Source organism: Candidatus Zymogenus saltonus, from assembly GCA_016929395.1.
In the GTDB taxonomy this organism is placed as follows: domain Bacteria; phylum Desulfobacterota; class Zymogenia; order Zymogenales; family Zymogenaceae; genus Zymogenus; species Zymogenus saltonus.
In genome coordinates, this window is record JAFGIX010000046.1 from 1 (window position 1) to 26,376 (window position 26,376).

General features: G+C 51.4%; 24 protein-coding genes. 15 read left to right on the plus strand and 9 right to left on the minus strand.

Translation table 11 applies throughout. The features are described 5' to 3' along the window. Positions 1-189 precede the first annotated feature (189 nt). The 6 genes from JW984_08670 (at position 190) to JW984_08695 (ending at position 4,049) form a co-directional block, all read left to right on the plus strand. Positions 190-609, plus strand: a complete 420-nt coding sequence (locus tag JW984_08670; protein MBN1573251.1) for a MarR family transcriptional regulator — start codon at positions 190-192, stop codon at positions 607-609. A 79-nt stretch (positions 610-688) separates the two neighbouring features. Further along, complete coding sequence (locus JW984_08675; GenBank protein MBN1573252.1) at positions 689-1,456, plus strand: 4Fe-4S binding protein; 768 nt, start codon at positions 689-691, stop codon at positions 1,454-1,456. Between the two features lie 170 nt (positions 1,457-1,626). Next, positions 1,627-2,250 carry a hypothetical protein gene (locus JW984_08680; GenBank protein MBN1573253.1) on the plus strand — a complete coding sequence of 208 codons (624 nt, stop codon included), beginning with the start codon at positions 1,627-1,629 and terminating at the stop codon, positions 2,248-2,250. Positions 2,251-2,477: 227 nt separating this feature from the next. Next, complete coding sequence (gene fabG / locus JW984_08685; protein ID MBN1573254.1) at positions 2,478-3,242, plus strand: 3-oxoacyl-[acyl-carrier-protein] reductase; 765 nt, start codon at positions 2,478-2,480, stop codon at positions 3,240-3,242. Between the two features lie 52 nt (positions 3,243-3,294). Further along, positions 3,295-3,567 carry an acyl carrier protein gene (locus JW984_08690; GenBank protein MBN1573255.1) on the plus strand — a complete coding sequence of 91 codons (273 nt, stop codon included), beginning with the start codon at positions 3,295-3,297 and terminating at the stop codon, positions 3,565-3,567. Next, positions 3,564-4,049 carry a hypothetical protein gene (locus JW984_08695; GenBank protein ID MBN1573256.1) on the plus strand — a complete coding sequence of 162 codons (486 nt, stop codon included), beginning with the start codon at positions 3,564-3,566 and terminating at the stop codon, positions 4,047-4,049. The genes JW984_08690 and JW984_08695 overlap by 4 nt, the downstream gene beginning before the upstream one ends. 571 nt (positions 4,050-4,620) lie before the next feature. On the opposite strand, the gene JW984_08700 is transcribed toward JW984_08695, so the two are convergent. The 9 genes from JW984_08700 to JW984_08740 form a co-directional block, all read right to left on the minus strand. Continuing rightward, entirely contained in the window at positions 4,621-5,286 is a 666-nt protein-coding gene (locus tag JW984_08700) for an SH3 domain-containing protein (protein ID MBN1573257.1), read from the minus strand. A gap of 214 nt (positions 5,287-5,500) precedes the next feature. Then, complete coding sequence (locus JW984_08705; protein ID MBN1573258.1) at positions 5,501-6,604, minus strand: hypothetical protein; 1,104 nt, start codon at positions 6,602-6,604, stop codon at positions 5,501-5,503. A gap of 147 nt (positions 6,605-6,751) precedes the next feature. After that, a complete protein-coding gene (locus JW984_08710; protein ID MBN1573259.1) occupies positions 6,752-7,858 on the minus strand; it encodes a hypothetical protein in 1,107 nt (368 codons plus the stop codon). A gap of 94 nt (positions 7,859-7,952) precedes the next feature. Continuing rightward, the gene (gene pyk / locus JW984_08715) at positions 7,953-9,362 is read right to left on the minus strand and encodes a pyruvate kinase (GenBank protein MBN1573260.1); all 1,410 of its coding nucleotides are present in this window, start codon (positions 9,360-9,362) and stop codon (positions 7,953-7,955) included. Beyond that, a complete protein-coding gene (locus tag JW984_08720) occupies positions 9,359-10,204 on the minus strand; it encodes a prolipoprotein diacylglyceryl transferase (GenBank protein MBN1573261.1) in 846 nt (281 codons plus the stop codon). Before JW984_08720 ends, pyk begins: the two co-directional genes overlap by 4 nt. A gap of 113 nt (positions 10,205-10,317) precedes the next feature. Then, positions 10,318-11,727 carry a CoA-binding protein gene (locus JW984_08725; protein ID MBN1573262.1) on the minus strand — a complete coding sequence of 470 codons (1,410 nt, stop codon included), beginning with the start codon at positions 11,725-11,727 and terminating at the stop codon, positions 10,318-10,320. A gap of 85 nt (positions 11,728-11,812) precedes the next feature. Beyond that, a complete protein-coding gene (locus JW984_08730) occupies positions 11,813-12,511 on the minus strand; it encodes an SH3 domain-containing protein (protein ID MBN1573263.1) in 699 nt (232 codons plus the stop codon). After that, positions 12,508-13,356, minus strand: a complete 849-nt coding sequence (locus tag JW984_08735; protein MBN1573264.1) for an EI24 domain-containing protein — start codon at positions 13,354-13,356, stop codon at positions 12,508-12,510. The genes JW984_08730 and JW984_08735 overlap by 4 nt, the downstream gene beginning before the upstream one ends. After that, positions 13,353-14,678: a glycerate kinase gene (locus JW984_08740; protein MBN1573265.1), complete on the minus strand. Its 1,326-nt coding sequence runs from the start codon at positions 14,676-14,678 to the stop codon at positions 13,353-13,355. The genes JW984_08735 and JW984_08740 overlap by 4 nt, the downstream gene beginning before the upstream one ends. A gap of 295 nt (positions 14,679-14,973) precedes the next feature. Here JW984_08740 and JW984_08745 point away from each other — a divergent pair, with 295 nt between their 5' ends. The 9 genes from JW984_08745 (at position 14,974) to JW984_08785 (ending at position 26,360) form a co-directional block, all read left to right on the plus strand. Beyond that, complete coding sequence (locus JW984_08745) at positions 14,974-16,260, plus strand: zinc-ribbon domain-containing protein (protein MBN1573266.1); 1,287 nt, start codon at positions 14,974-14,976, stop codon at positions 16,258-16,260. 362 nt (positions 16,261-16,622) lie between these two features. Continuing rightward, a complete protein-coding gene (locus JW984_08750; protein MBN1573267.1) occupies positions 16,623-17,471 on the plus strand; it encodes a formylglycine-generating enzyme family protein in 849 nt (282 codons plus the stop codon). A gap of 395 nt (positions 17,472-17,866) precedes the next feature. Then, positions 17,867-18,589 carry a hypothetical protein gene (locus tag JW984_08755; protein ID MBN1573268.1) on the plus strand — a complete coding sequence of 241 codons (723 nt, stop codon included), beginning with the start codon at positions 17,867-17,869 and terminating at the stop codon, positions 18,587-18,589. 253 nt (positions 18,590-18,842) lie between these two features. Then, entirely contained in the window at positions 18,843-19,646 is an 804-nt protein-coding gene (locus JW984_08760; GenBank protein MBN1573269.1) for an AAA family ATPase, read from the plus strand. Then, positions 19,640-20,701 (plus strand): HD domain-containing protein, encoded by a 1,062-nt coding sequence (locus JW984_08765; GenBank protein ID MBN1573270.1) that lies wholly within the window; start codon positions 19,640-19,642, stop codon positions 20,699-20,701. The genes JW984_08760 and JW984_08765 overlap by 7 nt, the downstream gene beginning before the upstream one ends. A gap of 117 nt (positions 20,702-20,818) precedes the next feature. Next, positions 20,819-21,436, plus strand: coding sequence for a polysaccharide export protein (locus JW984_08770; protein MBN1573271.1), 618 nt, complete (start codon positions 20,819-20,821; stop codon positions 21,434-21,436). A gap of 23 nt (positions 21,437-21,459) precedes the next feature. Then, positions 21,460-23,727 carry a polysaccharide biosynthesis tyrosine autokinase gene (locus JW984_08775; GenBank protein MBN1573272.1) on the plus strand — a complete coding sequence of 756 codons (2,268 nt, stop codon included), beginning with the start codon at positions 21,460-21,462 and terminating at the stop codon, positions 23,725-23,727. Positions 23,728-23,763: 36 nt separating this feature from the next. Continuing rightward, a complete protein-coding gene (locus JW984_08780) occupies positions 23,764-25,167 on the plus strand; it encodes an O-antigen ligase family protein (GenBank protein MBN1573273.1) in 1,404 nt (467 codons plus the stop codon). After that, entirely contained in the window at positions 25,164-26,360 is a 1,197-nt protein-coding gene (locus JW984_08785) for a glycosyltransferase (protein MBN1573274.1), read from the plus strand. The genes JW984_08780 and JW984_08785 overlap by 4 nt, the downstream gene beginning before the upstream one ends. Positions 26,361-26,376 lie beyond the last annotated feature (16 nt).

Consider the following 26,376-nt stretch of genomic DNA (forward strand, 5'->3'; position numbering starts at 1 on the left):
AATAACCGTTATAATGATGATATATTCGAAATTGTAGTTTCTTATCTAACTAATTTGGTGGAAAATCGTTTATAATTCCCTAATTTTTAATAAATCCTTGACACGCCGTCCATATTACATTAGTATACATAATACTCGCATACGAGTAACTGTTATACAACTTATATTTTTTGGGGAAGGAGGTGAACCATGAAACCGACCGACTGCATCTGCTTCAAGCTGGCCAAGGCGAGCCAGACGGCCATACGCTTCTGGAGCCAAAAGGTGGCAAATCTAAATATCACCGTCGTCCAGGCGATGATACTGAGGTTTCTCCACGAACAGGATCAAATTACCTCCCGGGAGCTGGGGGAGAGAACGATGCTCGACAGCGCTACGCTCACCGGCGTCATAGACCGCCTCGAATCGGTAGGGCATGTAAGGAGGGAGCATAACCCGAAGGACAGGCGGTCCATCCTCATTAGGCTGACGGCCAAAGGGAGGGAGGTGGGCGAAAGGCTCGACGGGCTGATGGAGGAGGCGAACAGGGAGTTCCTGTCGGAGTTTACCGGCGAGGAGGGGGCCGCCCTGAGGGATTACCTCGACAGGATCCGCACGAGGGACGACTGATTGGGGAGACAGGCAACGATCATTTGGATAATCAAACTTGTTTTACACTTTTAAGGTTTGAATTGAAAAGGAGGACGAGATGGATAAAGATGAGATAAGGGACTACGGAATGGAGCTGGGGGCGGACGTTGTAGGCTTTGCGGACATAGCCGACTATCGGTCGGAGAGGTCGCCCGATCCGAAGACCATATTGCCCGGCGTAAGGTCGATGGTGGTCCTGGGCTATCGGGAGATTCACGGCGCGATAGAGAGCGAGAACAAGAGGATAAGCATGACGACCCGGATGGGGATGATGGAGCTGGGGCTCAAGAACAACTACCTTATGACCAGATACATCGAGAGGGGAACGGAAACAAAGGCTGTATCCGTCCCGCCGTCGTATCCGCTGGACATGGATCTCCCCTACATGGGAAGCGTGGGGGACGTCTCCCTGCGTCACGCCGCGGTGGCGGCGGGGTTGGGAGTCTTCGGCCGCCACAACATCGTCATCAACCCGAGGTTCGGCACGAGGATCGTCTTCACGGCGATTCTATCGGAGCTCCCCTTAAGCTCCGACCCGAAGGTGGAGGAGGATCTCTGCAACGACTGCGGGCTCTGCGTCGAGGCGTGCCCGGCGGGTGCCCTCAACGAGGAGGGGAAGACCGATTTTATGAAGTGCCTCAAGATCTCCCAGCCGTACGGCATCGGCGGGCTGATAAGGTACCACTACAAGATGATAGACGCGACGGACGAGATGAAAAAGGAGATGTTGAGGGACCCGAAATTCCTGAATCTTTATCAGGCCCAATTCATCGGCTTCCAGTACTTTTGCTTCAAGTGTATGGAAGCTTGCCCTGCGTGTATCTGAGATGGTTAAATTGCCGTCACGGGTGGGACCGGGGCCGTTTGAGGCGCGTGATTTGGGTTTTTATCTTACTTGAAAATTTTTAAAAAATGATGTATTATGGTATTAACAATATCCGGGAATGATTTTACTGTGTGATCATATCCGTAAAAAAGAGCTTGCGGGGGAATCCTATGCCACATCGCGGGAAACTGCCGAATATTCTCTTCTATATCACATTGCACGTATGTGAGGACATATTGGGCGAGAAGGGGATGTTCTCGATTCTAAAATACACCGGGCTGGAGAAATTCATCGACGAATTCCCCGCAAAAGACCTTGATCTTACGCATAACTACGAGGATTTCACCACCATTACGACAGCACTGATAGAGGTTCTGGGGGAAAATGGGGCGGGGAGCATCATGCTTGAGGCGGGAAGAAGGGCGTTCGACTTGATGGTGGATGTGGCCCCATATCTCTTTAATATCGAAGGCGTCGAACCGGAGAAGATAGCTCCCGGAAGGAGGTTCGAGGAATTCCTCAAGATCTATAAGGTAATGACCGACGCCGCCTCCAACATCTTCGGGGATGTATATACGATCCTGGAGCAGGAGGTGGGATTGATCTACGAGATATCTCCCTGCTATCTCTGTGAGGGACTGAGAACCAAAAACGCTATTTGTTACATTCAGGTCGGTTTTATGGCCGGGGCCGCGGAGTGGATAATGGGAAAGAAAACCGTGGTCAAGGAGACGCTCTGTATCGCGAAGGGGGACGACAGGTGCCGGTTCGTCGTTGTGAGGCCGGAAGAGTGAGGAAGTGCCTGAAAAGGCGGCTTCCATTGCTGAATTGGACGGGATACACGGGGATTTGATGAATATAATGAAGTTGAATTTTTAACGGGAAGGCCGGAGGCTATTTATTCCTTGACTAAAGAAGTAAAGTGGGATAGTTTGTACCCTTTTGAAAATATTGAATGCAATACAAGAAAGGCAAGATAAGCTCGAACGAAAAATCTTCTTTGTTGCCGCGGAGATGCGATATGTCCCCTAAAACACCGGGTGATTTCGATTTTTCGGGGAGGACGGCCTTGATTACCGGAGGCTCCAAAGGGATTGGTAGGGCCGTAAGTCTCGCCCTCGCGGAGAGGGGGGCCGATGTAATCATAAACTACTCGGCTGACGACGATGCCGCAAAAGGCGTGGTCTCGGAGATAGAGGCGATGGGGCGAAAGGCGACGGCGATAAAGGCCGATGTCTCGGATACCGCTAAGGTGGAGGATATGTTCGGCATAATCAGAAAAGATCCGGGGAGACTTGACATCCTCGTCAACAACGCCGGGATCATTCGGGACAAGCTTCTGATGTTCATGAACGAGGACGATTGGAACAGGGTGATCGATATAAACCTCAAGGGCGTCTATAACTGCTGCAAGACGGCGATACGTTTTATGATAGGGGAAAAATACGGCAAGATCATCAACATGGTCTCCCCCTCAGCGATCCTCGGGAGGGCGGGCCAGACCAACTACGCCTCGTCCAAGGGGGGGGTTATAGGTTTTACGCGCTCACTGGCCCAGGAGTTAGCCCGCTTCAACATCTGCGTAAACGCCGTCTCGCCCGGTCTTATAGAGACGGAGATGATGGACAATCTGACCGAAGAGACAAAGAAGGAGCTTCTGTCCGCCGTTCCCCTCGGCAGGCTGGGGACTCCCGAGGAGGTAACGGGGGCGGTCCTCTTTCTCGCCTCCGACAAGTCGGACTACATAACGGGACAGGTAATATCCGTGGACGGCGGATTGACCTAAAAAGGTTTTTAGAAATATATTTTTTGTTTTCACCTTAAGCGAGGAAGTACCTTTGGAAGACAAAGATAAACTGAAATTGAAACTTAAGACGCTTATTATTGAGAGCCTCCAACTGGAGGATATAGAACCTTCCGATATTGAGGATGATGATCCTCTTTTCGGAAACGGACTCGGCCTCGATTCCATCGACGCCCTGGAGCTTGTGGTGGCGCTGGAGAAGGAATTCGGAATCATTATCCCGGATGAAGAGGTGGGAAAAGAGGCCTTTGCTTCTCTTAACGCGCTGGCCGATTTTGTAGAGCGGGAGAGAAAAGACCTCTCATGAGGTTTACCGCAGAAGATATTGTTAAAATAATCCCTCACCGTCCCCCTTTCTTGTTGATCGACTCGGTCGATATAATCGAGTTCGGGAAGAGCGGCGTCGGGATAAAAGAGCTTGTTCGGGACGACTCCTTCGGGGATTTCTTCGATGCCTACCTACCGGAGGAGCGGGTCATGCCCAGACCGATGATAATCGAGGCCGCGGCCCAGACGGGGGCTTTCATTGTTGCCGGCGGGGGCCTGTTGAACGAGGGGGGTGTCAACGAGGAGGATGTAGGGGGGCCGGCCGCAGGCTACCTTGTAAAGATCGGGGACTTCTCCTTCAGCGGAGATGCAAGGGAGGGGGATACGTTGAGGCTTAACGTAATGCTGGATAACGCCTTCGGCGCCCTCCACAGGTTCGGCGTTGTGGCCGAGGCTGGTGGGGCCGAGATCGCCCGGGGCGAACTCACCTTCTCGGTCGAGAGGGCCGGGGGCAGCGGTTAAGCTTGGATGGGGGCGGTTCTTGTTTAAGATCGGGCAATACTCGTCGGGCGTTTAAGTTGAGGAGGGCTCTAAAGCGAATCATTTCCTATGTTTCGTTTCATGCCGATGCATATTGATATTGTGGATATGGGCAATGGTGTAAAGGCTCGATGGATCGGATAAGGTCACACGGGCGGATTCGAGATAAATAGGTATCTATATAAATGACAAGGAAAATATAAAAAGGCCGCCGATGTCCCGGCGGCCTTGCAGTTTTTTAATTTTACTTTCTCATCAACTGCTTTAGCGGCTTGGAGGAGCAATATTAGGTAATCCCCCAAATCCCCCTAACGCCAATTATCGAATGGGGATTAGTCCCCGGTATACCCACTTAAACCAGATCAGCCGACCCCGCTTCCGATAAAAAGCTGACCCGCTTAACTTTCTAATCCTGAAGGAGTTTATCCCACCTTATCAGCACTGTTAAAAAAATTGGGCCAGTCCCGCTTTCAATAAAGAGCAGAACTGCTTAACGTCCTGAAGGTTTCTATCCAGCCTTGCCCGCCTTGCTAATATAACTGGGCCAACCCCGCTAATCGTACTCCAGCGTCTCCCCCGGGCCGAGCATGTGAAGCTCCGGAGGGAGGAGCTTCCCGTCTACGGTTAAGCTCGTTACGCCGTACTCCTTTTTAACGTAGAAGACGCTGCTCGTTCCGTCGTTCCAGTTAACCTGAATCGTCTTTCCGTCGAAGACGTAGCTCCCCCAGACCTCGGGTCTTTTAATGACCCTGTCTGTCCCCTCTTCAAAGTAGGAGGTAACGAACTTTGCCTTCCCGTCGTTGTAGAAAGAATAGATAATGTTGGGGGTGTCGAAATACATTGGCCAGTTCCCGAGTATATCCTTGAGGACGGCCTTGGTTCCGGTGGGCTTCGGCGGCGTGAACTCGCTCTCAGATGGAACCGGTGCCGCAATATCGACCTGGATGTATTTACCGAAGACCCATCCGGAGAGGTCTTTGTAGACGATGTAGTACCAGTAGCCGGTAAATCCGTCGATGGAGTCGGTGCGGTTTGAGTGGGCCAACGCCTCCACCCTGTAGCCCTTATTGACGGTGCCGAGCTTTCTTCCATCGAGGGTCGGTTTCTCCCTCACCCTCAGTCCGTCGCCGGTTATGGTGGCGTTTTCCACGGCCGTGGCGGGAAGGGCGAAGACGATAATCAGGCAGGCGGCCGCCAAAAGGTATAATGTCTTTTTCATCTTGTATTCCTCTTTCAAAATTGATAACCGAGAAAATATATCAAGAAGCCGGGGAAATATCAAGCTAAAAGTTTTTGTCTGTCTACTCCGCTCGTCAGGTTGTTGGAGATATGATTGGCGGGAAATATGTAATGTTATTTGAGAAGGTCTGTACAGGATTGTGATTTCTCTCTTTGCCGTTTCTTAAGGAGTCCTCTCAATCACGGGGATGTCATTAGAGCCCCCTCACAATCTCGAGGTATCTCTCGAAGCTCTTTAGGGACACGTCGGGGGGGATGTTGTGGTCTATCGAAGGGATGTAGCCCCCCTTTCCAAGCATGAACCTTACCTTCCCGACGACCTCGTCTCTTATCCTGTCATCGTTGCCCAAAAGCGTCTTTTTGTCTATCCCACCCATTATGACGAGGTCCGGGTGCTCCTCCCTTACCTTGATGACGTCCATCCCCGCCTGGACCTCGAAGGGGAGCATCATGTTTATCCCTGTCTCGGTGAAGAGTGGGATGAGGAGCGTCACGTCCCCGTCCGAGTCCACACAGAAGACCCTTATGTCCGTATCCGCCTTTATCGAGTCGACCAGCCTCGTATAATAGGGGGACATGAACTCCCTGAATGCCTTCGGCGATATCATTGGGCCGTTCTTGTACGACATGTCCTCGAATAAGAAGACCCAGTCTATCTTCGAGCGCTCCCTCATCTTCTTTATCGTGACTTCGTTGAGATATACCCAGTGTTCTGCAATTTTATGGAGGAGATTCGGGTCCCTCCTCGTGGCGACCGACAGACCCTTCAGTCCAAGGAGGAGCCTGAGCGTCCCGAAAAGGCCGCACTGGTGGGAGCAGGTGTAGGTGTCGTCGCCGTATGCGTTTGCCATTGCCGCCATGGCGTCCAGAAAGTCGGTGAAGCGCTCCGGCGTCTCCGGGTCGAGGCGCCATTTCAATTCCTCAAAGTCGCCGAGGGTTTTTACGGGGTGATCGAGGTACTGGGGGATCGTCGAGCGGCCGTCTGTGAATACCCTGACGGTGTTTCCCCCCACGTCCCGCTTGATGAGGTATTTGTCCACCTCTTCGATCACCTCCTCCTCGAAGGCGGGCCAGAAGCCTGGCTCATAGTCGGTGTTCGCCATGATGGGGAGCCAGCTCAGCTTGTCGAAGCCGAAGTGATCCGGCGCGGTGAACGCCGAGTCGACCACAGTCTCAGGAAGGCCCTCTGTGTGCCAGCGGGCCAGGGTCTCCTCCCAGAAACCCAGCGCCTCGTAGCGGACGGGCCTCGCGACCTTTTCAAAACTACACAGGGCGTGAAATCTCTCTCGCACGTTCATCGGCTGTCCCGCATACGTTTGCAGTTTGATATGAGTCTCGGGCCTTTTAAAATCTCAATCTGAAAAAACAGAAAGACCGAGGGGCGGTTAAAACTTTCCCGGCGCTCCCTCAAATTTTCAGACGACCGTATCGATCCCGTTTCCGGGTTATTTTATCCCCCTCACAATCTCGAGGAATCTCTCGTAGTTCTTGAGAGAGACCTCAGGCGGTATGGTGTGGTCTACGGCGGGAATAAAACCCCCGCTCTTGAGAACGGGCGGCACCTTGTCCATGACCTCCTTCTCGATATGCTCGTCCTTGTCGAAGAGGGCCATCTTGTCGATCCCCCCCCAGATCACCATCTTCGGGAATTTCTCCCTCACCTCCCTTATGTCCATCCCCGCCTGCACCTCGAATGGTAGGAACATATTTATTCCTACCTCGGAAAAGAGCTGGAGCAGTATCCAGAGGTTGCCGTCGGAGTCCACGCCGAAGACGCGGATGTCTGTGTCCGCCTTCAAGGAGTCGATAAGCCTCTTGTAGTATGGGGATATGAACTCCCTGAACGCCTTCGGAGAGATCATCGGCCCGTTCTTGTAGGACATATCTTCCCAGAAGTAGATGTAGTCGATTATCGCCTTCTCCCTCACCTTTTTCATGAGGGTCTCGTGCATGTAGACCCAGTTCTCAGCGACCGCGTGGAGGAGCTTCGGCTCCCTCTTCATCAGGACCGACATCCCCACAAGGCCCATGAGGTGGCGGTAAGTCCCGAAGAGGCCGCAACAGACGGCTGAGTTGAAGCAGTCGTCTCCGAAGCCGTTTGCGAGGTTTATCATGATGTCGAGGTTTTGCGTGAAGCGCTCCGGGGTCTCCGGGTCGAGGCGCCACTTCAGTCCCTCGAATTCCGCCATAGATTTTACAGGGTGATCGAAATCCTGGGGAAGGCCCGACTGCCCCTCGACGTGTACCTTGACCAGCTTCCCGGCCATATCCCTCTTCAAGACGTACCTCTCCGTCTCCTCTATTATCTCGATATCGAAGGCGGGGCAAAAGCTCGGGTCGCAGTCCGGCCCGGCCGCCACCGTCAGGTAGTTCATCTTGTCGAATCCGAAGTAGTCCGGGCCTGTAAATACGTTGTCGATGACCGTCTCGGGGAGGCCCTCCTTGTGCCAGCGGTCGAGGGTCTCGGTCCAGTACCCTATCGTCTCCCAGCGTATCGGCCTGTCCGGCTTTTCAAAATTGCAGGTGGCGTGGAATCTCTCTCGAGTGTTCATGGTCGGGTCTCTTTACAAAATGTACTCTGTGTCATCTATCACCTTTCGTTTGCCATGTCAGCTTCTTTTAAAGGAAAAACCGTCAGGGTCGATTTCAGATGACCTCGACCCGGATGAGGTTTGTGGTTCCGGCGACCCCCGGCGGAAATCCCGCCGTGATGACGGCGATATCGCCGCTTTCCACGAATCCCGACTTCACGGCCTCCTCCTTGGCGGTTTTGATCAGGTCGTCCATGTTGTCGTTGAACTTAACGAGGCGGGGGAAAATGTTGAAGGAGATCGTCAGCCTCCTTATCGTGTCGATCTTCGGGGAGAGGGCGACGATCGGCTGCTTCGGCTTGTAGCGTGCCACCATCCTTGGGGTCGTTCCGGTGGAGGTGGGGGTGACTATCACCGCGGCGTTTAAGTCCTTCGCCGTGTGATATGCGGCATGGCATACGGCGTGTGTAACGCTCTCCTCCCGATACTTCTCGACCGCGCTCTCCCAGTCCTCGGAGTGAAGCCCGTCTTTTGCCGTATTAGCGATTTTCGCCATGGTTGCTGCCGCCTCGATCGGGTATTTCCCCATCGCCGTCTCACCGGACAGGAGGAGGGCGTCGCTCCCGTCGATCACGGCGTTTGCCACGTCGGACGCCTCGGCCCGTGTGGGGCGCTTCTCGTGTATCATGCTCTCCAGCATGTGCGTGGCCACAATCACCGGCTTTCCCACCTCGTTTGCCAGGCGAATCAGAATCTTCTGGACCAACGGAACCTGCTCCAGGGGGGTTTCCACGCCCAGGTCTCCCCGGGCCACGAGTATCCCGTCCGAGACTTCGAGGATCGAGGCGATGTTGGTCAATGCCTCCGTCTTTTCGATCTTTGCGATAACCGGGATATCCTTTCCGGCCTTTACAATGATCTCCTTTATCTTGACGATGTCATCGGCGCTCCTCACGAAGGAGAGGGCGGCCCAGTCGATCCCGAGGCCGAGGCAGAAGGCTATGTCCTCCCTGTCCTTTTCTGTGATCGAGTCTATGGAGAGGCTCGTGTCGGGGAGGTTGACCCCCTTCCCCGGCATTATCTCACCCCCGTTCTTCACGATTGCCGTTATCTCGTCCCCGTCGATTTTGGTTATCTTAAGTTCGATCGTCCCGTCCGATATGAATACCCTTTCGCCCGGCTTGGCCTCACGGGCGAGGTGGGGGTAGTTTATCGCGAGAAAACCTGGATCCTTTGTAGCGCTTCCCGTGAGCCTGATCGTTTCGCCTTCGTTTAACTGGAGCGTGCCGCCGGGGATGTCTTTCACCCTTATCTTCGGGCCTGCGAGGTCTGCGATTATCCCGATGGGCCTTCCTATCTCTTCCTCCACCTTTCGTACCGCCTCCACGGCCTTCTTGTGTCCTTCGTGGGTTCCGTGGGAGAAGTTGAGCCTGACCGCGTCCATCCCGGCCTCAGTCAGCGCCCTTATCATGTCGATCGACTCCGTGGCGGGGCCCAGCGTGCAAATGATCTTCGTGGGTCTCATGGCTTGGCCTTTCCCCCTTCTTTCTTTTTGCCCTTATTTTTTTTATCGGAGGGACTTTCCCCCCTGACGAGGAGATATATTATCATTGCACCTCCAATAAGCATCATGGGAAGGGTAAGGAGCTGTCCCATGCTGAAGGGGCCAATGATAAAGCCGAGGTGCGGGTCGGGCTGGCGGAAAAACTCCATGGAGAAGCGGAACAATCCGTAAAATGCGATGAAAGACCAGGTGGGAATCCCCCGCCTGACGCCTCTGACGTTCATGGTAAAGATTATTAAAAAGAGGACAAGCCCCTCAAGTAACGATTCGTATAACTGGGACGGGTGGCGGCAGAGAGACAACTCGTCCAGCGGGAACACCATGCACCAGGGCACGTCGGTGGCCCGCCCCCAGAGCTCGCCGTTGATGAAGTTTCCGATCCTCCCCAATCCTATACCTATGGGGCCGGCGACGGCGGTGATGTCCGCTATGTCGTAAAAGGGTATCCCTTTTCTCCGGGAGCAATATATCACGGCGAGGATCACGCCGATGAAGCCTCCGTGAAAGGACATCCCCCCCAGCCAGACGGCGAAGATCATCAGGGGATTTGATAAGAGCGCCACCAACCCCCCCGGCCAGTAGAAGAGGCAGTAGCCGAGCCTCCCGCCTATTATCACCCCAAGCATAAGGTAGAAAATATAGTCCCAGAGGTCGTCGCCGGTGAGCTTTATGCCCCTTTTCTTTGCAAGGTGCCCGATGACGAAAAAGGCCGTGATAAAGGCGAGGAGGTACATTATCCCGTACCAGCGTATCTCCAGCTTCCAAAACTTTATGACGACCGGATCGATGTTCGGGTATGGTATCACGATTATTTCCTAAAAAAGTCGTTTTCAAACATTTCAAATAAACCGGGCTCGACGCCCGCTTTGCATCAAGCCGAAGCACTGGATATAAAACATATCAATCTCCCCCCGGCTCAACTCTTTTCCTTAAATTCGCTGTATCTGTATAGGGAGGCCGCGGCCCTGACCATCCTCCCCGGGTCGGGGAAGACCGGGATCTTCTTCTCCTCGAATTCTGAGTACCACCTCCTGTACATCGAAAGCTCCCCGGCCATGAAGCAGGCGAGGAAGACCTTGTCCGGATTTTCGTCCCTGATCTTAGAGATGACCTCGACGGCGTCGAAGTCGGACTCCGGGATGAGGGTAAAGATAATCAGGATGATATCGAATCTGTCGTCCGCCGCGAGCTTTTTTATCAGCACCTCGTAGGCCTTCTTCGGCCCCACGTTCTCGATGGCAAACCACATGTCGACCGGATTCCCCACCGAGGCCCAGTCCGGGAAGACCTCTCTCATCTCCTTCTTTGCAGAATCTGAGAGGGATGGGATGACGAGGCCGTGGGCGCCGGCGTAGTCCGCCGTGAGCACGCACCCTACGCCCGTAATCGAGACCACGCCGAGCCTGTTCCCCATAGGCAAGGGCACGTAGGAGAAGGCCTTGAGGGCATCGTAGAAGTGGTCGAAGTCCTCCACCCGGACAAGCCCCGATGCCCCGAAGACGCCGTCGTATATCTTGTCGCTTCCGGCAAGGGTCCCCGTGTGGGAGGATATGGCTCTGGCACCCGTCTCGGTCCTCCCCGATTTCAAGACCACGACCGGCTTCTTCCTTGTCACCTCCCTTGCCGTGTCGATAAATCTCCTCCCGTCCCTCACCCCCTCGAAGTATATTCCCACAACGTCGGTCTCAGTGTCCCTTCCCAGATACTCGAGGATATCGCACTCGTCAATGTCGGCCTTGTTCCCAAGGCAGGCCACCTTCGCAATAGAAAAATTTTGGGAGGAGGTTATCCATCTGAAGAAGCCGCTGGCGAACATTCCGGTCTGGCCGAAGAACGAGACCGATCCCCTTTTCTTCGGCTTGTCGAGGGTCGTTATAGAAGTGACGAAGGAGTCCTTTACGTTTATCGTGCCGATGCTGTTCGGCCCCATGATCCTGAGGTTGTATTTTGAAATCGATTTCTTTATCTCCGCCTCGAGGTTTACCCCCGCCTCCTCGCCGGAGTCGGAAAACCCGGCGGTGGAGATGATGATCCCCTTGACCCCCGCCTCGCCGCATTCGGAGACCGCCTTCGGCACAAGGTCCCTCGGGATAACGATCATGGCGAGCTCCGGGCCCTCGGGGATGGACGCGACGGAGTCGTAGGCCGTAAGGCCCAGAATCTCGCCGCCGGCCGATCCCACCTTCGGGTTTACGGGATAGATTTTACCCTTGTAGCCGAAATCGAGGAGGTTTCTTATTACTATGTTTCCGCCCTTCCTCGGATTTTCGGAGGCGCCTATAACCGCCATGCTCTTTGGATTGAAGAATATGTCCACGTCTGTCATTTTCTAGCTTCTCTTAATGATGTCGGGGAGATTTCCAGAATCCGTCGCCCAGATTTTATTGCAAAAGCATGAACCCCTGAAACCGTCAGTCCGCTCCGCCGTTCCCGCCCTTTCCCTCGTCGATGAGGCTCTTCAGCTCGAAAATGAGGTCTCCCGTTCTCCTCCCGTCCGGAAGCGTAATATTGGGAAATACCTTTGTTATCTTTTCCGTCAGCTCCGCCGCCGCTTTCTTGTCACCGGCGCCGAGGTACCCGAGGGCGAGGTAGTATGCGTCAAGTACCCTATAGCCGTCAAGCTCCCCGTAGTGGGGCGACAGGATCGGGTCGGTCGAGATATCGTTGAGGTCTTTCAGGAAGGCCCTGGAAAACTCGATCAACGCCTCGTGGGCGCCCGCCTCCCTCGTCCTCTTGAGGTTCGCCGTCTCGATCTCGCAGTACTCGATTAGCTCCTTCAGCGTGAATACACGGGTAAGTCCCCTCTTGTTCGAGTCGAGGTTCAAAAACTGGCCGAACACCCAGCCGGTCTTGCCCCTGTAGCTTATCTTGTACCAGTACTCCATGACCTTGACGACACGGGTGGGGGCATCCTCCCTTCCGACCACGTCCACGATCACCCCCCGGTTGACGTGGGCGATCGCCTTCGTGTCGGCATTCGGGACTTCGTGGATCGCCACCCGGGACCCCAGTATCTCCGCCTTCCGCTCGAACGCGAAGAGGGGATAGGCCGCGAAGGTCAAGGCGACAATCGCGAGAATCAGCGCTCTAAAAAAGCTTCTAAGTCTCATTTTTTTAGTTCCTTTCTTTTTTTACCCCGAGGTGATATGTCCCTGTACTCCATCTCCCCGTACCATTTTTGTATCTCGAAAAAGAGCTTTGTTCCCCCAATGACGTTCAGCGGAATCAGGATCAGGTTCAGAAACGGGACGTAGAGGAACAGAAACGCCGCCGCCCCGAAGCCGAGGGAGGAGGGAAGGTTCTTGTATACAAATCTCATCTTGTCCGCGAAGGGGATTCTCCTCCTTCCCAGAGGGTGGTCGAAATAGTCGTAAGCCAAAAACATCCACGTAATTATATTGAAAATGACGGTAAATATTATGGAGACGACCACCGTAAAGAGCCCGATGAAAAAGAGGGGCAGGATGAATACCAGGATAAAGAGATAGATAGTGCTCTTCAATATCTCGTGGGTCAGGGCGTAGCCGATGTCCTTTGTTATTACTCGGAAGGAAAAAGGCTCTTCGTGGGCTTTGCCAAGGACGATAGCCTCCACCCTCTGGGAGAGGAGCTCGTTGAACGGCAGGCAGATGATCCCCCCGATGATGTAGAAAATTATGGCGGTGACGAGAAGGAAGAGGATCACGGTGAAGACCGCCGCAATCCAGAAAAGAACCATCCAGTACCATGCCTTTTCATCAGGGATGAGCCTGTCCATGTAGCCGAGGAGGAGCTTCGTGCCGAAAATGTATATGATGACGACAAGGATGGCGTTGATAATCATCGGAAAGACCGCATACCTGATGAGCCCGAAATTTTTCAACAAAAAGCCGAGCCCCCTGATCGGCGCCGTAAATCCCCCAAGCGCCCTGAAGATGAAGTTCGGCTTTTTGTATTGTTTCTTTACCTTTTTCATCTTTCATCCTCCTTTATGACGAAAACGAGGCGGATGTCCATGACGTTGTTCTTGGTCGGCCCCGTGATGACGAGGTCGCCCAGGAGTTCAAAGAAATTGTACGATTCGCATTCCTTCAGGTATCGCTCCGCGTCGAGGTCCATACTTCTCGCCCTCGAGATCGTGTCCGGAGCCGAGAAGGCCCCGGCGGCGTTCGTTGGGCCGTCGGTGCCGTCGCTCCCGAGAAAGAGGCCGTAGGTCCCCTTTGCTCCCTCCGTCAGGGCCGCGAAACAGAGCGCGAAGTGGGTGTTTCTTCCCCCCTTTCCGGGGCCGGTCACCCTGACCGTGCTCTCTCCCCCGGAGATGATGCAGGCCGGGGGTGGTACGGGCCTCCCTTGGGCCGCAACCTCCGCCGCCACCCCCTTGTGGAAGAGGGCGAGCTCCTCGGTGTCCCCGGCGAAGGCCGACGAGAGAACGACGGCGTTAAAGCCCTCCTCCTTGGCCTTTTTCTCGGCCCCGGTCATGGCCGCCGCCGCGCTCCCCACGATTACGTTTTCGACGTCGGCAAAGATCGGGTCTCCCCCCTTCGGCGTCTCCTCCACATCGCCCCTCGCTCCCGCGGACAGATGTTCTATGACCGATCTCGGGATCTTCCCCCTTAAGTCATATCTTTCGATCACGGCCATTGCGTCTTCGAAGGTTGTGGGGTCGAAGGTTGTGGGGCCCGACGCTATTGTCGATATGTCGTCTCCGACGACGTCCGAGATGATGAGGGAGAGGACTGCCGCCGGATGGGCGATCCTGGCTAGCCATCCCCCCTTGAGCTTGGACAGGTGCTTCCTCACACAGTTTATCTCGTGGATGTCGGCGCCGGAGGCGATAAGCCCCTCGTTTACAGACTTGAGGTCGCCTAATGTGATGCCGTCCGCAGGAGCCGTCATGAGGGCCGATCCGCCGCCGGAAATCAGGACGATCACGATGCTCTCCTTTCCATCTCCGGCACCCGCCTTTAACGCGATCTCGTAGATCCTTCCGGCCCCCGTCACTCCCCGCTCGTCCGGTATAGGGTGTCCGGCCTGAATTACTTCTATTTTTTTCAAACTGTCTCCGTGGCCGTACTTGGTAACGACGACACCCCCGGTAATCCTGTCCCCAAAAAAATCTTCTGCGGCCCTAGTCATCGGGTGGGCGGCCTTGCCTATGCCGATGACGTAGATGTTCTTGAAGCTTCTCAGCGCCTCTCGGCGGCCTTCGAGCTCTCCTGTCGTCACCGAGTAGGGGTCCACGCTTTTCGTAGCCGCCCTGAATATGGCGATCCCCTTTTCCTTTATCTCTTCGTGCATATTGTCTTTAGAACGTGTCCTTAAAACGTGTCATTAAAATGCGTCCTTGAAACGCTTTTTCGATCTGGGGCATCGAGACCAAAACGGTGTCAAATGGAGCCCCTAAAAATCCTTGATTATTTAGCAGAAAAAATATATAATTAAAATTCTTACACAAAAGGCGGATGAAATCAAGGTCAAACGGCAAATATTATTTGAAGCATCCCCTTTTGATGTGTAAAGGCGCCGGATTATAATTTAGATAGTCACAGATTTTAAATATTCAAATTCGATAAATTTCCACTGGGGGGTAGAGATGAATATAACCTGCCCGCACTGCAATCTTAACGGCAAGATATCGGAAGATAAGCTGAAGGCCTCGGCGGGGAAGATACGGTGTCCCCGCTGCAAGAAGACCTTCTCGCCGGAGACGGTTGTCGGCCGGGAACATGAAGCCGAAGTCGTTGTCGAGGAGATAAAGCTGGAGAGAGACATCGGCGGAGACGATTTGAGGTTTCTCGAGGACGACGAGCTTGGTTACGTCGAGGGAGGTGGTGCCGGCGACATATCCCTCGTGAGCGAACTGAATGATATTGGCTCCCTCGACGAGGATGACATCCTTGGTCCCATGGAGGGGGATGTCCTGGAAGACATCATTGATGAGCCGCTGGAGGTGGTGGAGCCCCTTGATGAGGATGAGGATGAGGAGATAGAGATCAGAGGCAAAAAGGGAATTGGATTAAAGGAGAAGAAGCCGAAAAAGGAGCCGAAAGATAAGGTGGTTGAATCTATTCCCGTCGGTGACAAGGCGGGGAAGGTCCCCTGGAAAAGGGGCGGGGCCGAGGCGGTCAGATGGGGGGGATTCAGGCTCTTGTTGCTGGGAGTCTTTTTGGCGGCATCAATTTATGTCGTATTCTACAGCTGGAGTGCTTACTATAAGCCGTTTCTCGAGGAAAAGGAATTTTTGGAGGATTCAAAGGCCCTCCTCGCGAAGTACCGGGAGCTCAAGACGATATTGGAGGAGGGCATTTCCGATCCCGTTTATATAGTCAAGGCCGTCGAGCTGGCGTATCCCTATAACATGTATGTTGAAAAATACGACGTTATAAAGAAAGATAACAAAAAAGGCGCCAAAGATGCCGGTGCAGAGGTTAAGGGAAACAAGCGTTTCAACGATCCCCTCTACGGCTCTCTCGCAATCACGGGGAGGCTCTTTCTTGCAAGCAAGGAGCTTCTCAGGAGAAATCTGAAGCCGGAGGATTACTTTAACGTGGAGTGGGGCGGCGAGCTTCCCATCAAGACCAGAGAACAATATATCGATGAGGTGAAGGCCGGACTCGCTGCGTGCCTCGACTTGATGGACGACAACGTCAATTATGCCATAACGCTTACGGATATAAGCGAGGATTTTTCCTTCTTTGACAGGATCGTCGATCATGGACTCAGAATTGTCGGGAAAAATGACGTGACGAAATATAGAAGCTTCTACACAAAGAACCTCAAAAAGGTAAACAAGAAAAAGCTGAAGAAATTTAATAAAAGCATTCCCATCATGAAACAGACCGTCGAAGAGATAGAGTTATTCATCGGCAGGCTTAGATAAATTAACGGGGAGCTGTACCGGTTATTTTTGTCTTGACAAAAGGAAGATATTTTGATTTTCTACGTTGATTTGACGACGACCGGGGATGCGAAAGTGAGATGAAATTTGGGCACGTGGGGGCCAAATGTCCATACCCTGGAGTATCGATTGATTGGTTCCGCCTTTGTCGATACATATAATTTCTTGTACCTTTGGTGATTATTGAAGACAGTGACAGGACGGGGGAGATAGACTGATCGGAGATTTTAGGAGCGGTCGGGAGCGGTTTTTCTAAATGAACTGCTGGGAGTCGGGAGGCGAAAGTAGATTCCCTTATTTTTTAAGCATCTCGACGCTCTTTTGATTTAAATTCGACTTAAAAAATGAAAAGAAATATTAAGAGAGGGATTATGCGGGTGAGGTGCTTAAAGCTGTTGCTTGGTATATTCATAGCGATCATTTCTATATCTCTTTTCACGGCGGCCGCTGTGGTTTCGACCGCGGGGGAGTATGAGGATATGATCCTCGTCCCGGAGGGGCCGTTCGTCATGGGAGACGACATGGGAGGGGCCGACGCAAAACCGGCCCACACCGTTTATCTCAAGGCCTTCTTCATCGACAGGTACGAGGTTACCAATGCCGATTTCGCAAAGTTCCTGAACGAAAAGGGGAACAGGATGGAGGGTGGCGCGAATTGGATATATATCGGCAGGGAGGGGTGCAAGATCGAAAAGGTGGGCCGTGGTTTCAAGCCCGTTTTGGGTTGCGAAAACCACCCCGTGGTGATGGTGACCTACTACGGGGCCAAGGCCTATGCGGATTGGATGAAAAAGAGGCTCCCCACGGAGGCGGAATGGGAAAAGGCGGCCAGGGGCGGTCTCTCTTCGATGAAATATCCCAGGGGGGACGATATAAACACGATCAACGCCAACTATGGGCGAAGAAAGATGGGAACCGCCCCTGTGGGCAATTATCCCCCGAACGGATTCGGCCTTTACGACGTGGCGGGAAACGCGGCGGAGATGGTAAATGATTTTTACGCGGCTAATTACTACAGGAATTCTCCCGAGATGAATCCCGGGGGTCCGGAGGTCGGGGAGAATCACGTAATCAGGGGCGGGGACTACCTCTCTCATTCAGAGGGGCTCTCCGTTTATAAAAGATGCGAGGGTCCGTCCCCATATGTGGCCCTCCCTAATGTGGGCTTTCGTCTTGTCAAGGACTTGAAATAAGCTTTAGGCCGATAAAACCGTTGGATGGCGTCGTTGCGACTTTTAGAACCTTTAAACATTTAAGGGAAAACGGGTATGCAATAGGGCAGGTTTAACTGGCCTTATTAGGGCAGTTTTCAGACATCTTGTCTCATTTATCACGAGGCTGTAAAATACTCGGGGAAATCTATTCAAGATACCTTACTCCACTTTTTTAGGTGAAGATTGCGGCTCACGTTAATATATACCAATTCTTTTTCCGCCTCAGAGAAATCGCTTTAAGAAACAAATCCTGAATGAAAATCTTTTTGCGGAAAATATGGATAAATATATAGGATTAGCATCCAACGAAAGTTCACAATATATTGTCTATGTCGCTTATCTTTTTTTTTCCATTGGAAGCTTGAAAATCGGTTTTGAAGAGGATAGGAATAATAGCGGCCCTTAAACGGGAAGTCAAATATTTAATAAAGGATATGGAGGAGGTTCGGTCCGTCGGAAAGGGCGTTGTTTCTTCTAATCCGATATACGAGTGGACGGTCAACGGGCGGGAAATAATCGTCGTTATTTCCGGCGTGGGGAAAAAAGGCTCCGAACGGGCGATCAGGCTGCTCATCGACTCGTATAATCCGGAGCTGATAATCATAACCGGTTATGCCGGTTCCCTCACACCCGATCTCGTGGTGGGGGATGTTGTGGTGTACTCCCGGGCCTTGTCGGAATCGGGTGAACATGTCGACTTCATCAAGCCGGAGCCGCTGTTTTCAACCCGCTTTGGGAATGATGGAACGGTCCTTACCGTTGACAAATTTATTGGATCGGTAGACGGAAAAAGGGAGATCGGAGAGAGGCTGGGCGCCCCGATAGTCGACATGGAGAGCCTTTACATCGGAAGGATTGCGGCAGAGAAGGGCCTCCCGTGCATCGGAATTAGGGTCATATCGGACGACCTGGTTATGGAAATACCGAACCTTTCCGGATTGCTAAACAGGGAGGGAGAGGCGGAGATAGTGAGGGCTATAAGGTTTTTTATGAGTCATCCGGGGACGGTGGTTCCGCTGTTTTTTTTCTTGTATAATATGCGAAGGGCGACCCTAATACTTGACGGATATATCAGGGAAAACCTGCATTTGCTATGAAAAATAGATAAATTAAGAGAAATTATTTAAAATTATGTTGATATATTATAAAATTTAGTATATATTGTGAATAACTTGATGTTTTTAGTCCGATTCTGCAAAAATATTAGGCGATATAAGGCGTTTAGCACGTAGTGCCTTTTGTTGTTTTGTTATTTCTATTAAGGCAAATAACTGAAAGCCAATATATATTTTTTCTGATGCAGGGACAGAACAGAGAAAAGTATATAACAGATAAGTTTGAATTTGAAAGATGTATAAGTCATACTGGGGATTAATAGACGCTCCTTTCGAGAATGTTCCCGATCCGTCCTTTCTCTATGAATCCCCGCAGCACAAGGAGGCCCTTTCGAGGATGCTCTACGGCATCTCCCGAAGGAAGGGGTGTGTAATGCTTACGGGAGAGATCGGAAGCGGGAAGACCACCCTTTCCAGGACGCTCATCCAGCGTCTTCCGAGGGAAAATTTTGAAGTTGCGCTCATTGAGAATCCTAAATTGACCCCCCTACTCTTTATACAGGAGATTATATATCAATTTACCGGAGAGAATGTCGATCAGAAGAAGACAAACATGCTTCACCATTTGAACCGTATCCTTTACAAGAACGTCTCCGATGACAAGGAGTCCGTAATTGTCATTGACGAGGCGCAGCTGATTGAGACCAAAGAGACATTTGAGGAGTTAAGACTCCTTCTGAACTTTCAGCTTAACGACCGCTTCCTCCTGACTCTAATACTCATCGGTCAGCCGGAGTTAAAACAGATTGTGAATTCGATACCTCAGTTCGAGCAGCGGGTGGCTATAAAGTATCACCTTCAGAACCTCTCTTATGAGGAGATGGTAAAGTATATTGAATTTCGTCTGAAGAGGGCGGGTTTAAACAGAAACGTCTTCACTATCGAGTCTATGGAAAAGATCTTCAATTACTCCGGCGGAACACCAAGAAAGATAAACAATATCTGCGATATGGGTCTGCTTGTGGGATGGAACATGAAGAGTAAATATGTGGATTCATCCATTATTAGTAATTTATTAAGTGAGAATAAAAATTGGTAAAAATATCAGATATCATAAGGGGTCAGGATATCTTTGAAGATAAAAAGCAGAAGGGCGGGTTAAACAGTCAGGGTAAAGATGTTGCAATCAGCGATATTCTCACTCCCGACGATATTCTAGGCGAGAAGATCTCGCAGTATTTGAGAGCCCCGACGGAAGTCGAAAAGAAGGAAGCGCTTCTAATCTTGTCGGAGCTTAACGAGCTTCTCGACAATATGTTTTCTTCCATGCGAAAAGGCGAAAAATTTGATATTATTCCGCTAAGCCTGCACGCCAAGAGATTGGTAAACTCCATTGATAAATACCAGAATATCTTCATGGCCCAGATGTATAACAGCTATGATTACACAAATCTTTCTTATAACTCCCTCTGGACGACGATTATCGCGATAAAGATCGGAAGGAGGATCGGGATGAGCGGGGCGGAGCTCAATGAGCTTGCACTGGCCGGACTTACCCACGATGTGGGTCTGGGTCTGATACCCGAAGATATTTTAAGTAATGAAAAGGAGCTCTTAAGGAGCGAGGTGAGGGAGATAGAGTCCCATCCGGATAAGGGGAGCGAGTTTCTCAAGAAGTTCGGAAACGGGTATCAGCACCTGTCCTTGATCGCCCTTCAGGAGCATGAGAGGGAGGACGGTTCCGGCTATCCCAAGGGATTGACCGGAAAAGATATTCATCAACATGCAAAGATAATCGGCCTCGCGGACACTTACGAGGCGATGACCCAGGACAGACCTTACAGGAAGCGGATCTTGCCCCTTTACGTTATGAAGGACATCGTCGAGAATATGAAGGGTAAATACAACAGCGAAATAATTAAGGCGCTCCTTGAGGAGGTAACCCTTTTCCCCGTAGGCAGTTATGTAAGACTCAACAGTAAAGAAGTCGGGAGGGTAATCGCGGGAACGGGGGAAACGCATTTTCGGCAGATTGTGCAGATACTTTACGACAGCGACGGTAAAAAACTTAAAACCCCGAAGATCGTTAATCTTATGGAGGCCCATCTTATACATATTGTAGAGCCCGTCGACGAAAATCAGTTGGAGGGTTAATAGAGCTAAATGAAATCATATATAAAAAGAAAAAGTTTTACAGAGATATTTTGTAAGATCGGAATCATTTGTTCTTCCGTATTGCTTGTTTTTTCGGCCGCCGTGTCGTGTACGCCGATGGGAAGCACGTCTGCCGGCCCCGTTCACTCGTTGCCGACGGAGGCGAGCCGTTACGAACACAGGGTTCAGCCCGGGGATTTTATCGATATAAACCTCTGGGAGGAGGGGGAGCTGAAGGAGTACAAGGTTCAGGTCACAAAGAGGGGAACGATAAGCTTTTTGTTCTTCGAGGACATCAACGTGTTGGGAATGACAAATAAGGAGCTGGACAAGCACCTGACACAGGTCCTGTTGGAATATTACGTTTCTCCCATGCTTACTGTAAAGATAAGGGAAGTTGTGTACCTCTTGGGGGAGGCCAAAAACCCGGGGGCATATACCTTTGAAGACGGCTTGACCCTCGCCGCAATACTCGCTTCGGCGGGTGGGCCGACAAAGGACGCAAAGCTTAAGAATGTCCTGGTGATCAGGGGTTACAACAAAGACCCGGAGGTGGTTGTTGCGAATTTCAGAAAGATGTTGAAAAAGGGCGACCTGACCCAGAACATCTATCTTAAGGGCGGAGACATCATCTTTCTGCCTTCCACAACGATCGCAAACGTCAACTATTTTGTAAGGCAGATTATGCCCATACTTGAATTCTTGATGTTTCCGACAAGAGTTGTATTTCCTTAAAGACTACGAAAAGGGAATTTTTTATGGCTCAATATGAGATACAACTGAAAGACCTGATCAGGATAGTAAGAAAGCGCAAGAACATAATTATTTTTTCGACCGTTACCCTTTCCGTCCTGAGCTTTTTATTTGCCTTGATTCAATCGCCCCCTCCCATGTACAAGGCGGTGGCGAAGGTTAAATACGACAGCAGTCGGTCTCTTGTAGGGATGATGCCCAGCTTCTACTACTCGCCTTACAGCAATATCAAGTCTCAAACGAAGATCATTACCAGTTTCCCTGTATTAAAGGAGGCCGCAAAAGAGGTCGGACTTATAAGTATTGGGGATATGAGCGAGGAACAGGAAAATGACACGATCCTGCACTCCAAGGAGCATATGAGCAATATCTCCATGATCGAGGCGGCAGTGAAGGCCGAGCCGGAAGAGGGCACGGATATAATAAATATTACTGTAATATACAAAGATCCGGTTATGGCCGCCGATATTGCAAATGCCCTGGCCAAAAGCTACAAAGAGTACAATATAAAGTTAAAAAATGAGCAAACCATCAAGACAAAGGAGTTCATCGAGAAACAGTTGAAAGAGCTTTCAAGAAGATTAAATAAGGCCGAAGATGAGCTGAAGGATTTTCAAAACAAAAAGGAAATCGTTTCTCTGGACAGTCAGGCCTTGATGGATTTGAAAGCTCTCGATGACCTCCAAAGGAAACATGAGGCCCTTAATCGTGAAAACCAGACCCTGGTCTATTACAGGAGTAATCTCTCGTCGAAGGGCTCATCGGGGAACATGTTTCAGCTCAGAGAAATTGACAGGGACAGCACCCTCAACAGGTATAATCTGGAGCTTCAGGAGCTTCTGATAGAGCGGGACAAGTATCTCACGACGTACACGGAGCGTCACCCGAAGGTCGTGGACGTAAACAATAAAATCTCAAAATTGAGAGGCTCGATCCGTTCGGATATTTATGCAAGGATAGAGACGAACAAGAAGGACATGGAGATACTGAAGAAGGATATCGAAAAGTATAAAGAGAAGACAGCGGAATATCCGAACGACAGCCTGACCCTCGTCAGGCTCGAGAGGGAGGTGGAGCTTCAGAGCGGTCTCTTTTCCGAGCTGAATTCAAAATACCAGGAGATTCTAATCCAGGAATCCGGCAAGATTGTGGAGGTATCCGAGGTGACGCCGGCCCTTGTCAATGAAAAGAGGGTCAATCCACCGAAGATCGGATCCTCGTTTTTTATGGGCCTTTTTATCGGATTGTTTCTCGGCATCTTTTTCGCGATCGTAAGAGAAAACATGGACACCTCCATAGGGACCATCGAAGATGTTGAGAGCTATCTTGAGATTCCGGTTCTCGGGGTCATTCCGTATGTTGCATCGATTAAGGGCGTTCCGGGGGAAGAGGAGGCAAAAGAAAAGGAGGGGGATTCGGAGCCCCCGCTCGTCTTTTTAATGAACCCGAAGTCCCAGGTTGTGGAGGCGTACAGGAGTCTTCGCACGAACATCCTCTTTATTAATCAGGAAAAGGGGACGAAAACATTCATGGTGACAAGCTCCTCCCTCCAGGAGGGGAAAACGATAAACTGCATCAATATTGCCGTCACCCTTGCCCAGGGTGGGTATCGTACCCTTTTGGTCGAGGCGGACATGCGCCGGGGCACCATAGGCAAGATCTTTGGAATAGAGAAGTCCCCGGGGTTGTCGGACATCATCCTTTCCAGCCGGAACTGGAAGGAAGTGAAAAGGGACATCAACGATATACTGCTGGGCGGCATCGATATGGACGTTCTTATAAAATCTCCCGAGCTGTCGAATTTCAACATAATTACTTCAGGGACCTTCCCCATCAATCCATCGGAACTGATCAACTCCCAGCAGATGTCCAAGTTCATAGAAGAGGTAAAGGAAAGCTACGACTTTGTGATTTTCGATTCTACTCCGGTGCTCCCCGTGACGGATGCGGTCCTCCTGAGCCAAAAGATCGAAGGAGTCATCTTGCTCTACGAGGTGGGCAAGATCGCAAGGGGCGTTCTCAAGCGCTCCAAACTGCATCTGGAGGCGGTCAAAGCGAATGTGGTAGGGGTGATCTTAAACGGCGTGAGGCCGGAATACGGCCCGGATTATTACGAATATCACTATCAGTACTATTACAGCGAAGAGAAAGAGAGCCCCAAGCCGAAAGATCTTGCGGCCTTGAAGGAGATGATTACAAAGGAGAACATGATGTATCTTTTGAACTCCGCAAAAAATGGGATCTCAAATCTCTTCAAGAGGAAAACGAAATAGCTCCCCAAAAAACCCATCGCCCAAATGGGTCCTGTCATGAAAGCGCCTAAAATGGACAATTCAACGGGGGAATTGAACACTCCCACGATATTGTTGTTCGGGGTAATGATTTTTTTCATCGCTATCCTGGCGTTTTTTCTCTCCGGCCAGATTGAGCTCAAGATGATGATTCTGCTCCTCGGGATCATCTCTTCGGCGATATGTTTCTTCAACACGGAGATGGCTCTCTATTTGATAATCTTCGCGATGCTCTTTTCGCCGGAGTTTTCAGTGGGAGGGGGACTCGAAGAGGAGCGAAGCCTCGTAATCAGGATTGAGGACGTGGTTATAGTAATAGTATTCCTTTCATGGATACTCAAAACCACAATATATAAGGGGCTCGGACTTATAGTCAAGACCCCCCTCAACAACTCGATACTGATCTACATTTTCGCCACCCTCTTCTCTACCCTTTGGGGGTCGCTGGTCGGAGAGGTCAGCCTCCTCTCGGGCCTCCTCTATGTATTCAAATATATGGAATACTTCCTCGTCTTTTTTCTGTTCGTCAGCAGTTTAGAGGACAAAAGCCAAATACAGCGTTTCATAGTGGTGGCGTTTATTGTCGCGATATTTACCGCCCTTTACGCAATGATCCAGATCCCCCAGGGGGTGAGGGTGAGCGCCCCGTTCGAGGGGACATCGGGAGAGCCGAACACCCTTGGAGGCTATCTGATTCTTATTATCTCCGTCTCGGCCGGGCTTTTAATGACACTTGAGGACAGGAAGATCAAGAGGTATCTCATCGGCGTGATCGCCCTCCTCTCGGTCCCCTTTATCTTCACCCTGTCACGAAGCTCGTATATCGCGGTGATACCGATGTTTGTAACCCTGTTTTTCTTTTCAAAGAAGAAGGTCATCCTTGCCGCTCTTCTGTTGGTCTTTTTGGTGTTTTCGCCCTTTGTACTCCCGGAAAAGGTCAAGGGACGGGTGACCGAGACCTTCGTCCCTTATCCCGGTTATGAGGGCACCGAGACCCTTCTGGGCAAAGGGCTGGATCCTTCTACATCCGCCAGGATCACTTCCTTTAGGTATGCAATTTCAAAATGGGCGGAAAAACCGCTCTTGGGCTGGGGCGTTACGGGGGTCGGGATAATCGACAGCATGTATTTCAGGGTACTGGCGGAGACGGGCCTTTTGGGGATTACCGCCTTTTTTTACCTGATCTATAGGATAATAGTCTTTCTCTACTTCACATTCAAGGAGGCTCAGGACAAGTTTCTCAAGGGCCTTTCATTTGGGATGCTCTTGGCAACGCTGGCCCTTCTCGCCCATTCCATAGGGGCTGCGACCTTCATTATCGTCAGGATCATGGAGCCGTTCTGGTTCTTTATGGCGACGATCTTTCTGCTGTCAAAGATCGAGAAGTCCAAAGATGAGATTACTGTCAAGGAAAAGCGGTGAAGATTGCGTACTTCCTCAAGAGCCTCCCTGAAAAATCAACCACATTCATTTGCACGGAGATAGAGTTTTTGAGGAAGAGGGGCGATGATGTCTACATCTTTCCCATATGGGATATGGACAGCTCGAACGTCCCAAGCTCCATTGCCGAGCTGGGCGATTACAATTACAGGCGGTTTTCCCTCTTGTATCCTGGCTGGATTTTTGCCGCCGTCCTTTTTCTTTTCCTCAAGCCGAAGGTTGTCCTCGGCCTTTTCTCTGAATATCGTAAGCTCTACGGGATAAGGTTCGTTTTTAAATCGCTGGAGGCGGCTCTTGTTCTGAAGACCATCGGTATAAAGCGCATCCACGCCCATATGTTGTCCATATCAGTAACGAGGGCCCGGATCGCCTCGATACTCGTAGACACCCCCTACACCTTTACGGCCCACGGCTCCGACCTCCTTCTACTTTCCCCCAAAGACTCCGCCGAGCTATTGAGGGGTGCCGAGGGCGTAATAACGCCGACAGAATACAACAGGAAGAAGATCGTGGAGATTGCGGGAAATCAAGCGGGGGAGTCGGTAAAGGTGATACCGTACGGCGTGGACACGGACTTCTTTTCTCCCCACCAAGGAGGAAGGAACAAAAAAGGGGTCGTCGATATAGTCATTGTGGGGAGACTGCACCCTGTTAAGGGGCACCCCTATCTGTTGGAGGCGTTGAGCATCCTCAAAAAGAGGGGGGTCAAATTTCATTTGACCGTTGTGGGTGAAGGGGAAGAGAGGGGGAACCTGGAAAGACTGGCAGATGATCTGGACCTTGTGAAATTCGTCACCTTTGCGGGGAGCCTATACGGGAGACCGCTTAGGGATCGACTGAGGGGTTCCGATATATTCGTGCTTTCGAGCCTGTCGGAAGGGCTTCCCGTCTCGATGCTCGAGGCGATGTCGGTGGGTCTCACCGTCGTGGTGCCAGAGATTACGGGTATAACGGAGGTGATAATTCCTCAAGGAAGGGGAGGGGGCAGGGGAAACGGTATCATCTTTGAGGCGAAGAATCCCGAAGACCTCGCCCAAAAGCTTGAACCGGCGATCAGGGATCGGGACTTGAGGGATAGGCTCGGCCGGGCGGCGAGAGAGACGGTGATTCTCAAATGCTCGCATGACGCCGCGTACCGGAAAATCGCGGAGGTTATCGAGGGGAGTGCGCGGTAGTCTTTCGCGAAACCTG

What these genes read in the sequence shown, in the direction of transcription:
- JW984_08670 (MBN1573251.1), top strand. Translation starts at nt 190, where the DNA reads ATGAAACCGACCGACTGCATCTGCTTCAAGCTGGCCAAGGCGAGCCAG.
- JW984_08675 (MBN1573252.1), top strand. Translation starts at nt 689, where the DNA reads ATGGATAAAGATGAGATAAGGGACTACGGAATGGAGCTGGGGGCGGAC.
- JW984_08680 (MBN1573253.1), top strand. Translation starts at nt 1,627, where the DNA reads ATGCCACATCGCGGGAAACTGCCGAATATTCTCTTCTATATCACATTG.
- fabG (MBN1573254.1), top strand. Translation starts at nt 2,478, where the DNA reads ATGTCCCCTAAAACACCGGGTGATTTCGATTTTTCGGGGAGGACGGCC.
- JW984_08695 (MBN1573256.1), top strand. Translation starts at nt 3,564, where the DNA reads ATGAGGTTTACCGCAGAAGATATTGTTAAAATAATCCCTCACCGTCCC.
- JW984_08700 (MBN1573257.1), bottom strand. Translation starts at nt 5,286, where the DNA reads ATGAAAAAGACATTATACCTTTTGGCGGCCGCCTGCCTGATTATCGTC.
- JW984_08705 (MBN1573258.1), bottom strand. Translation starts at nt 6,604, where the DNA reads ATGAACGTGCGAGAGAGATTTCACGCCCTGTGTAGTTTTGAAAAGGTC.
- JW984_08710 (MBN1573259.1), bottom strand. Translation starts at nt 7,858, where the DNA reads ATGAACACTCGAGAGAGATTCCACGCCACCTGCAATTTTGAAAAGCCG.
- pyk (MBN1573260.1), bottom strand. Translation starts at nt 9,362, where the DNA reads ATGAGACCCACGAAGATCATTTGCACGCTGGGCCCCGCCACGGAGTCG.
- JW984_08725 (MBN1573262.1), bottom strand. Translation starts at nt 11,727, where the DNA reads ATGACAGACGTGGACATATTCTTCAATCCAAAGAGCATGGCGGTTATA.
- JW984_08730 (MBN1573263.1), bottom strand. Translation starts at nt 12,511, where the DNA reads ATGAGACTTAGAAGCTTTTTTAGAGCGCTGATTCTCGCGATTGTCGCC.
- JW984_08735 (MBN1573264.1), bottom strand. Translation starts at nt 13,356, where the DNA reads ATGAAAAAGGTAAAGAAACAATACAAAAAGCCGAACTTCATCTTCAGG.
- JW984_08740 (MBN1573265.1), bottom strand. Translation starts at nt 14,678, where the DNA reads ATGCACGAAGAGATAAAGGAAAAGGGGATCGCCATATTCAGGGCGGCT.
- JW984_08745 (MBN1573266.1), top strand. Translation starts at nt 14,974, where the DNA reads ATGAATATAACCTGCCCGCACTGCAATCTTAACGGCAAGATATCGGAA.
- JW984_08750 (MBN1573267.1), top strand. Translation starts at nt 16,623, where the DNA reads ATGAAAAGAAATATTAAGAGAGGGATTATGCGGGTGAGGTGCTTAAAG.
- JW984_08760 (MBN1573269.1), top strand. Translation starts at nt 18,843, where the DNA reads ATGTATAAGTCATACTGGGGATTAATAGACGCTCCTTTCGAGAATGTT.
- JW984_08770 (MBN1573271.1), top strand. Translation starts at nt 20,819, where the DNA reads ATGGGAAGCACGTCTGCCGGCCCCGTTCACTCGTTGCCGACGGAGGCG.
- JW984_08775 (MBN1573272.1), top strand. Translation starts at nt 21,460, where the DNA reads ATGGCTCAATATGAGATACAACTGAAAGACCTGATCAGGATAGTAAGA.
- JW984_08780 (MBN1573273.1), top strand. Translation starts at nt 23,764, where the DNA reads ATGAAAGCGCCTAAAATGGACAATTCAACGGGGGAATTGAACACTCCC.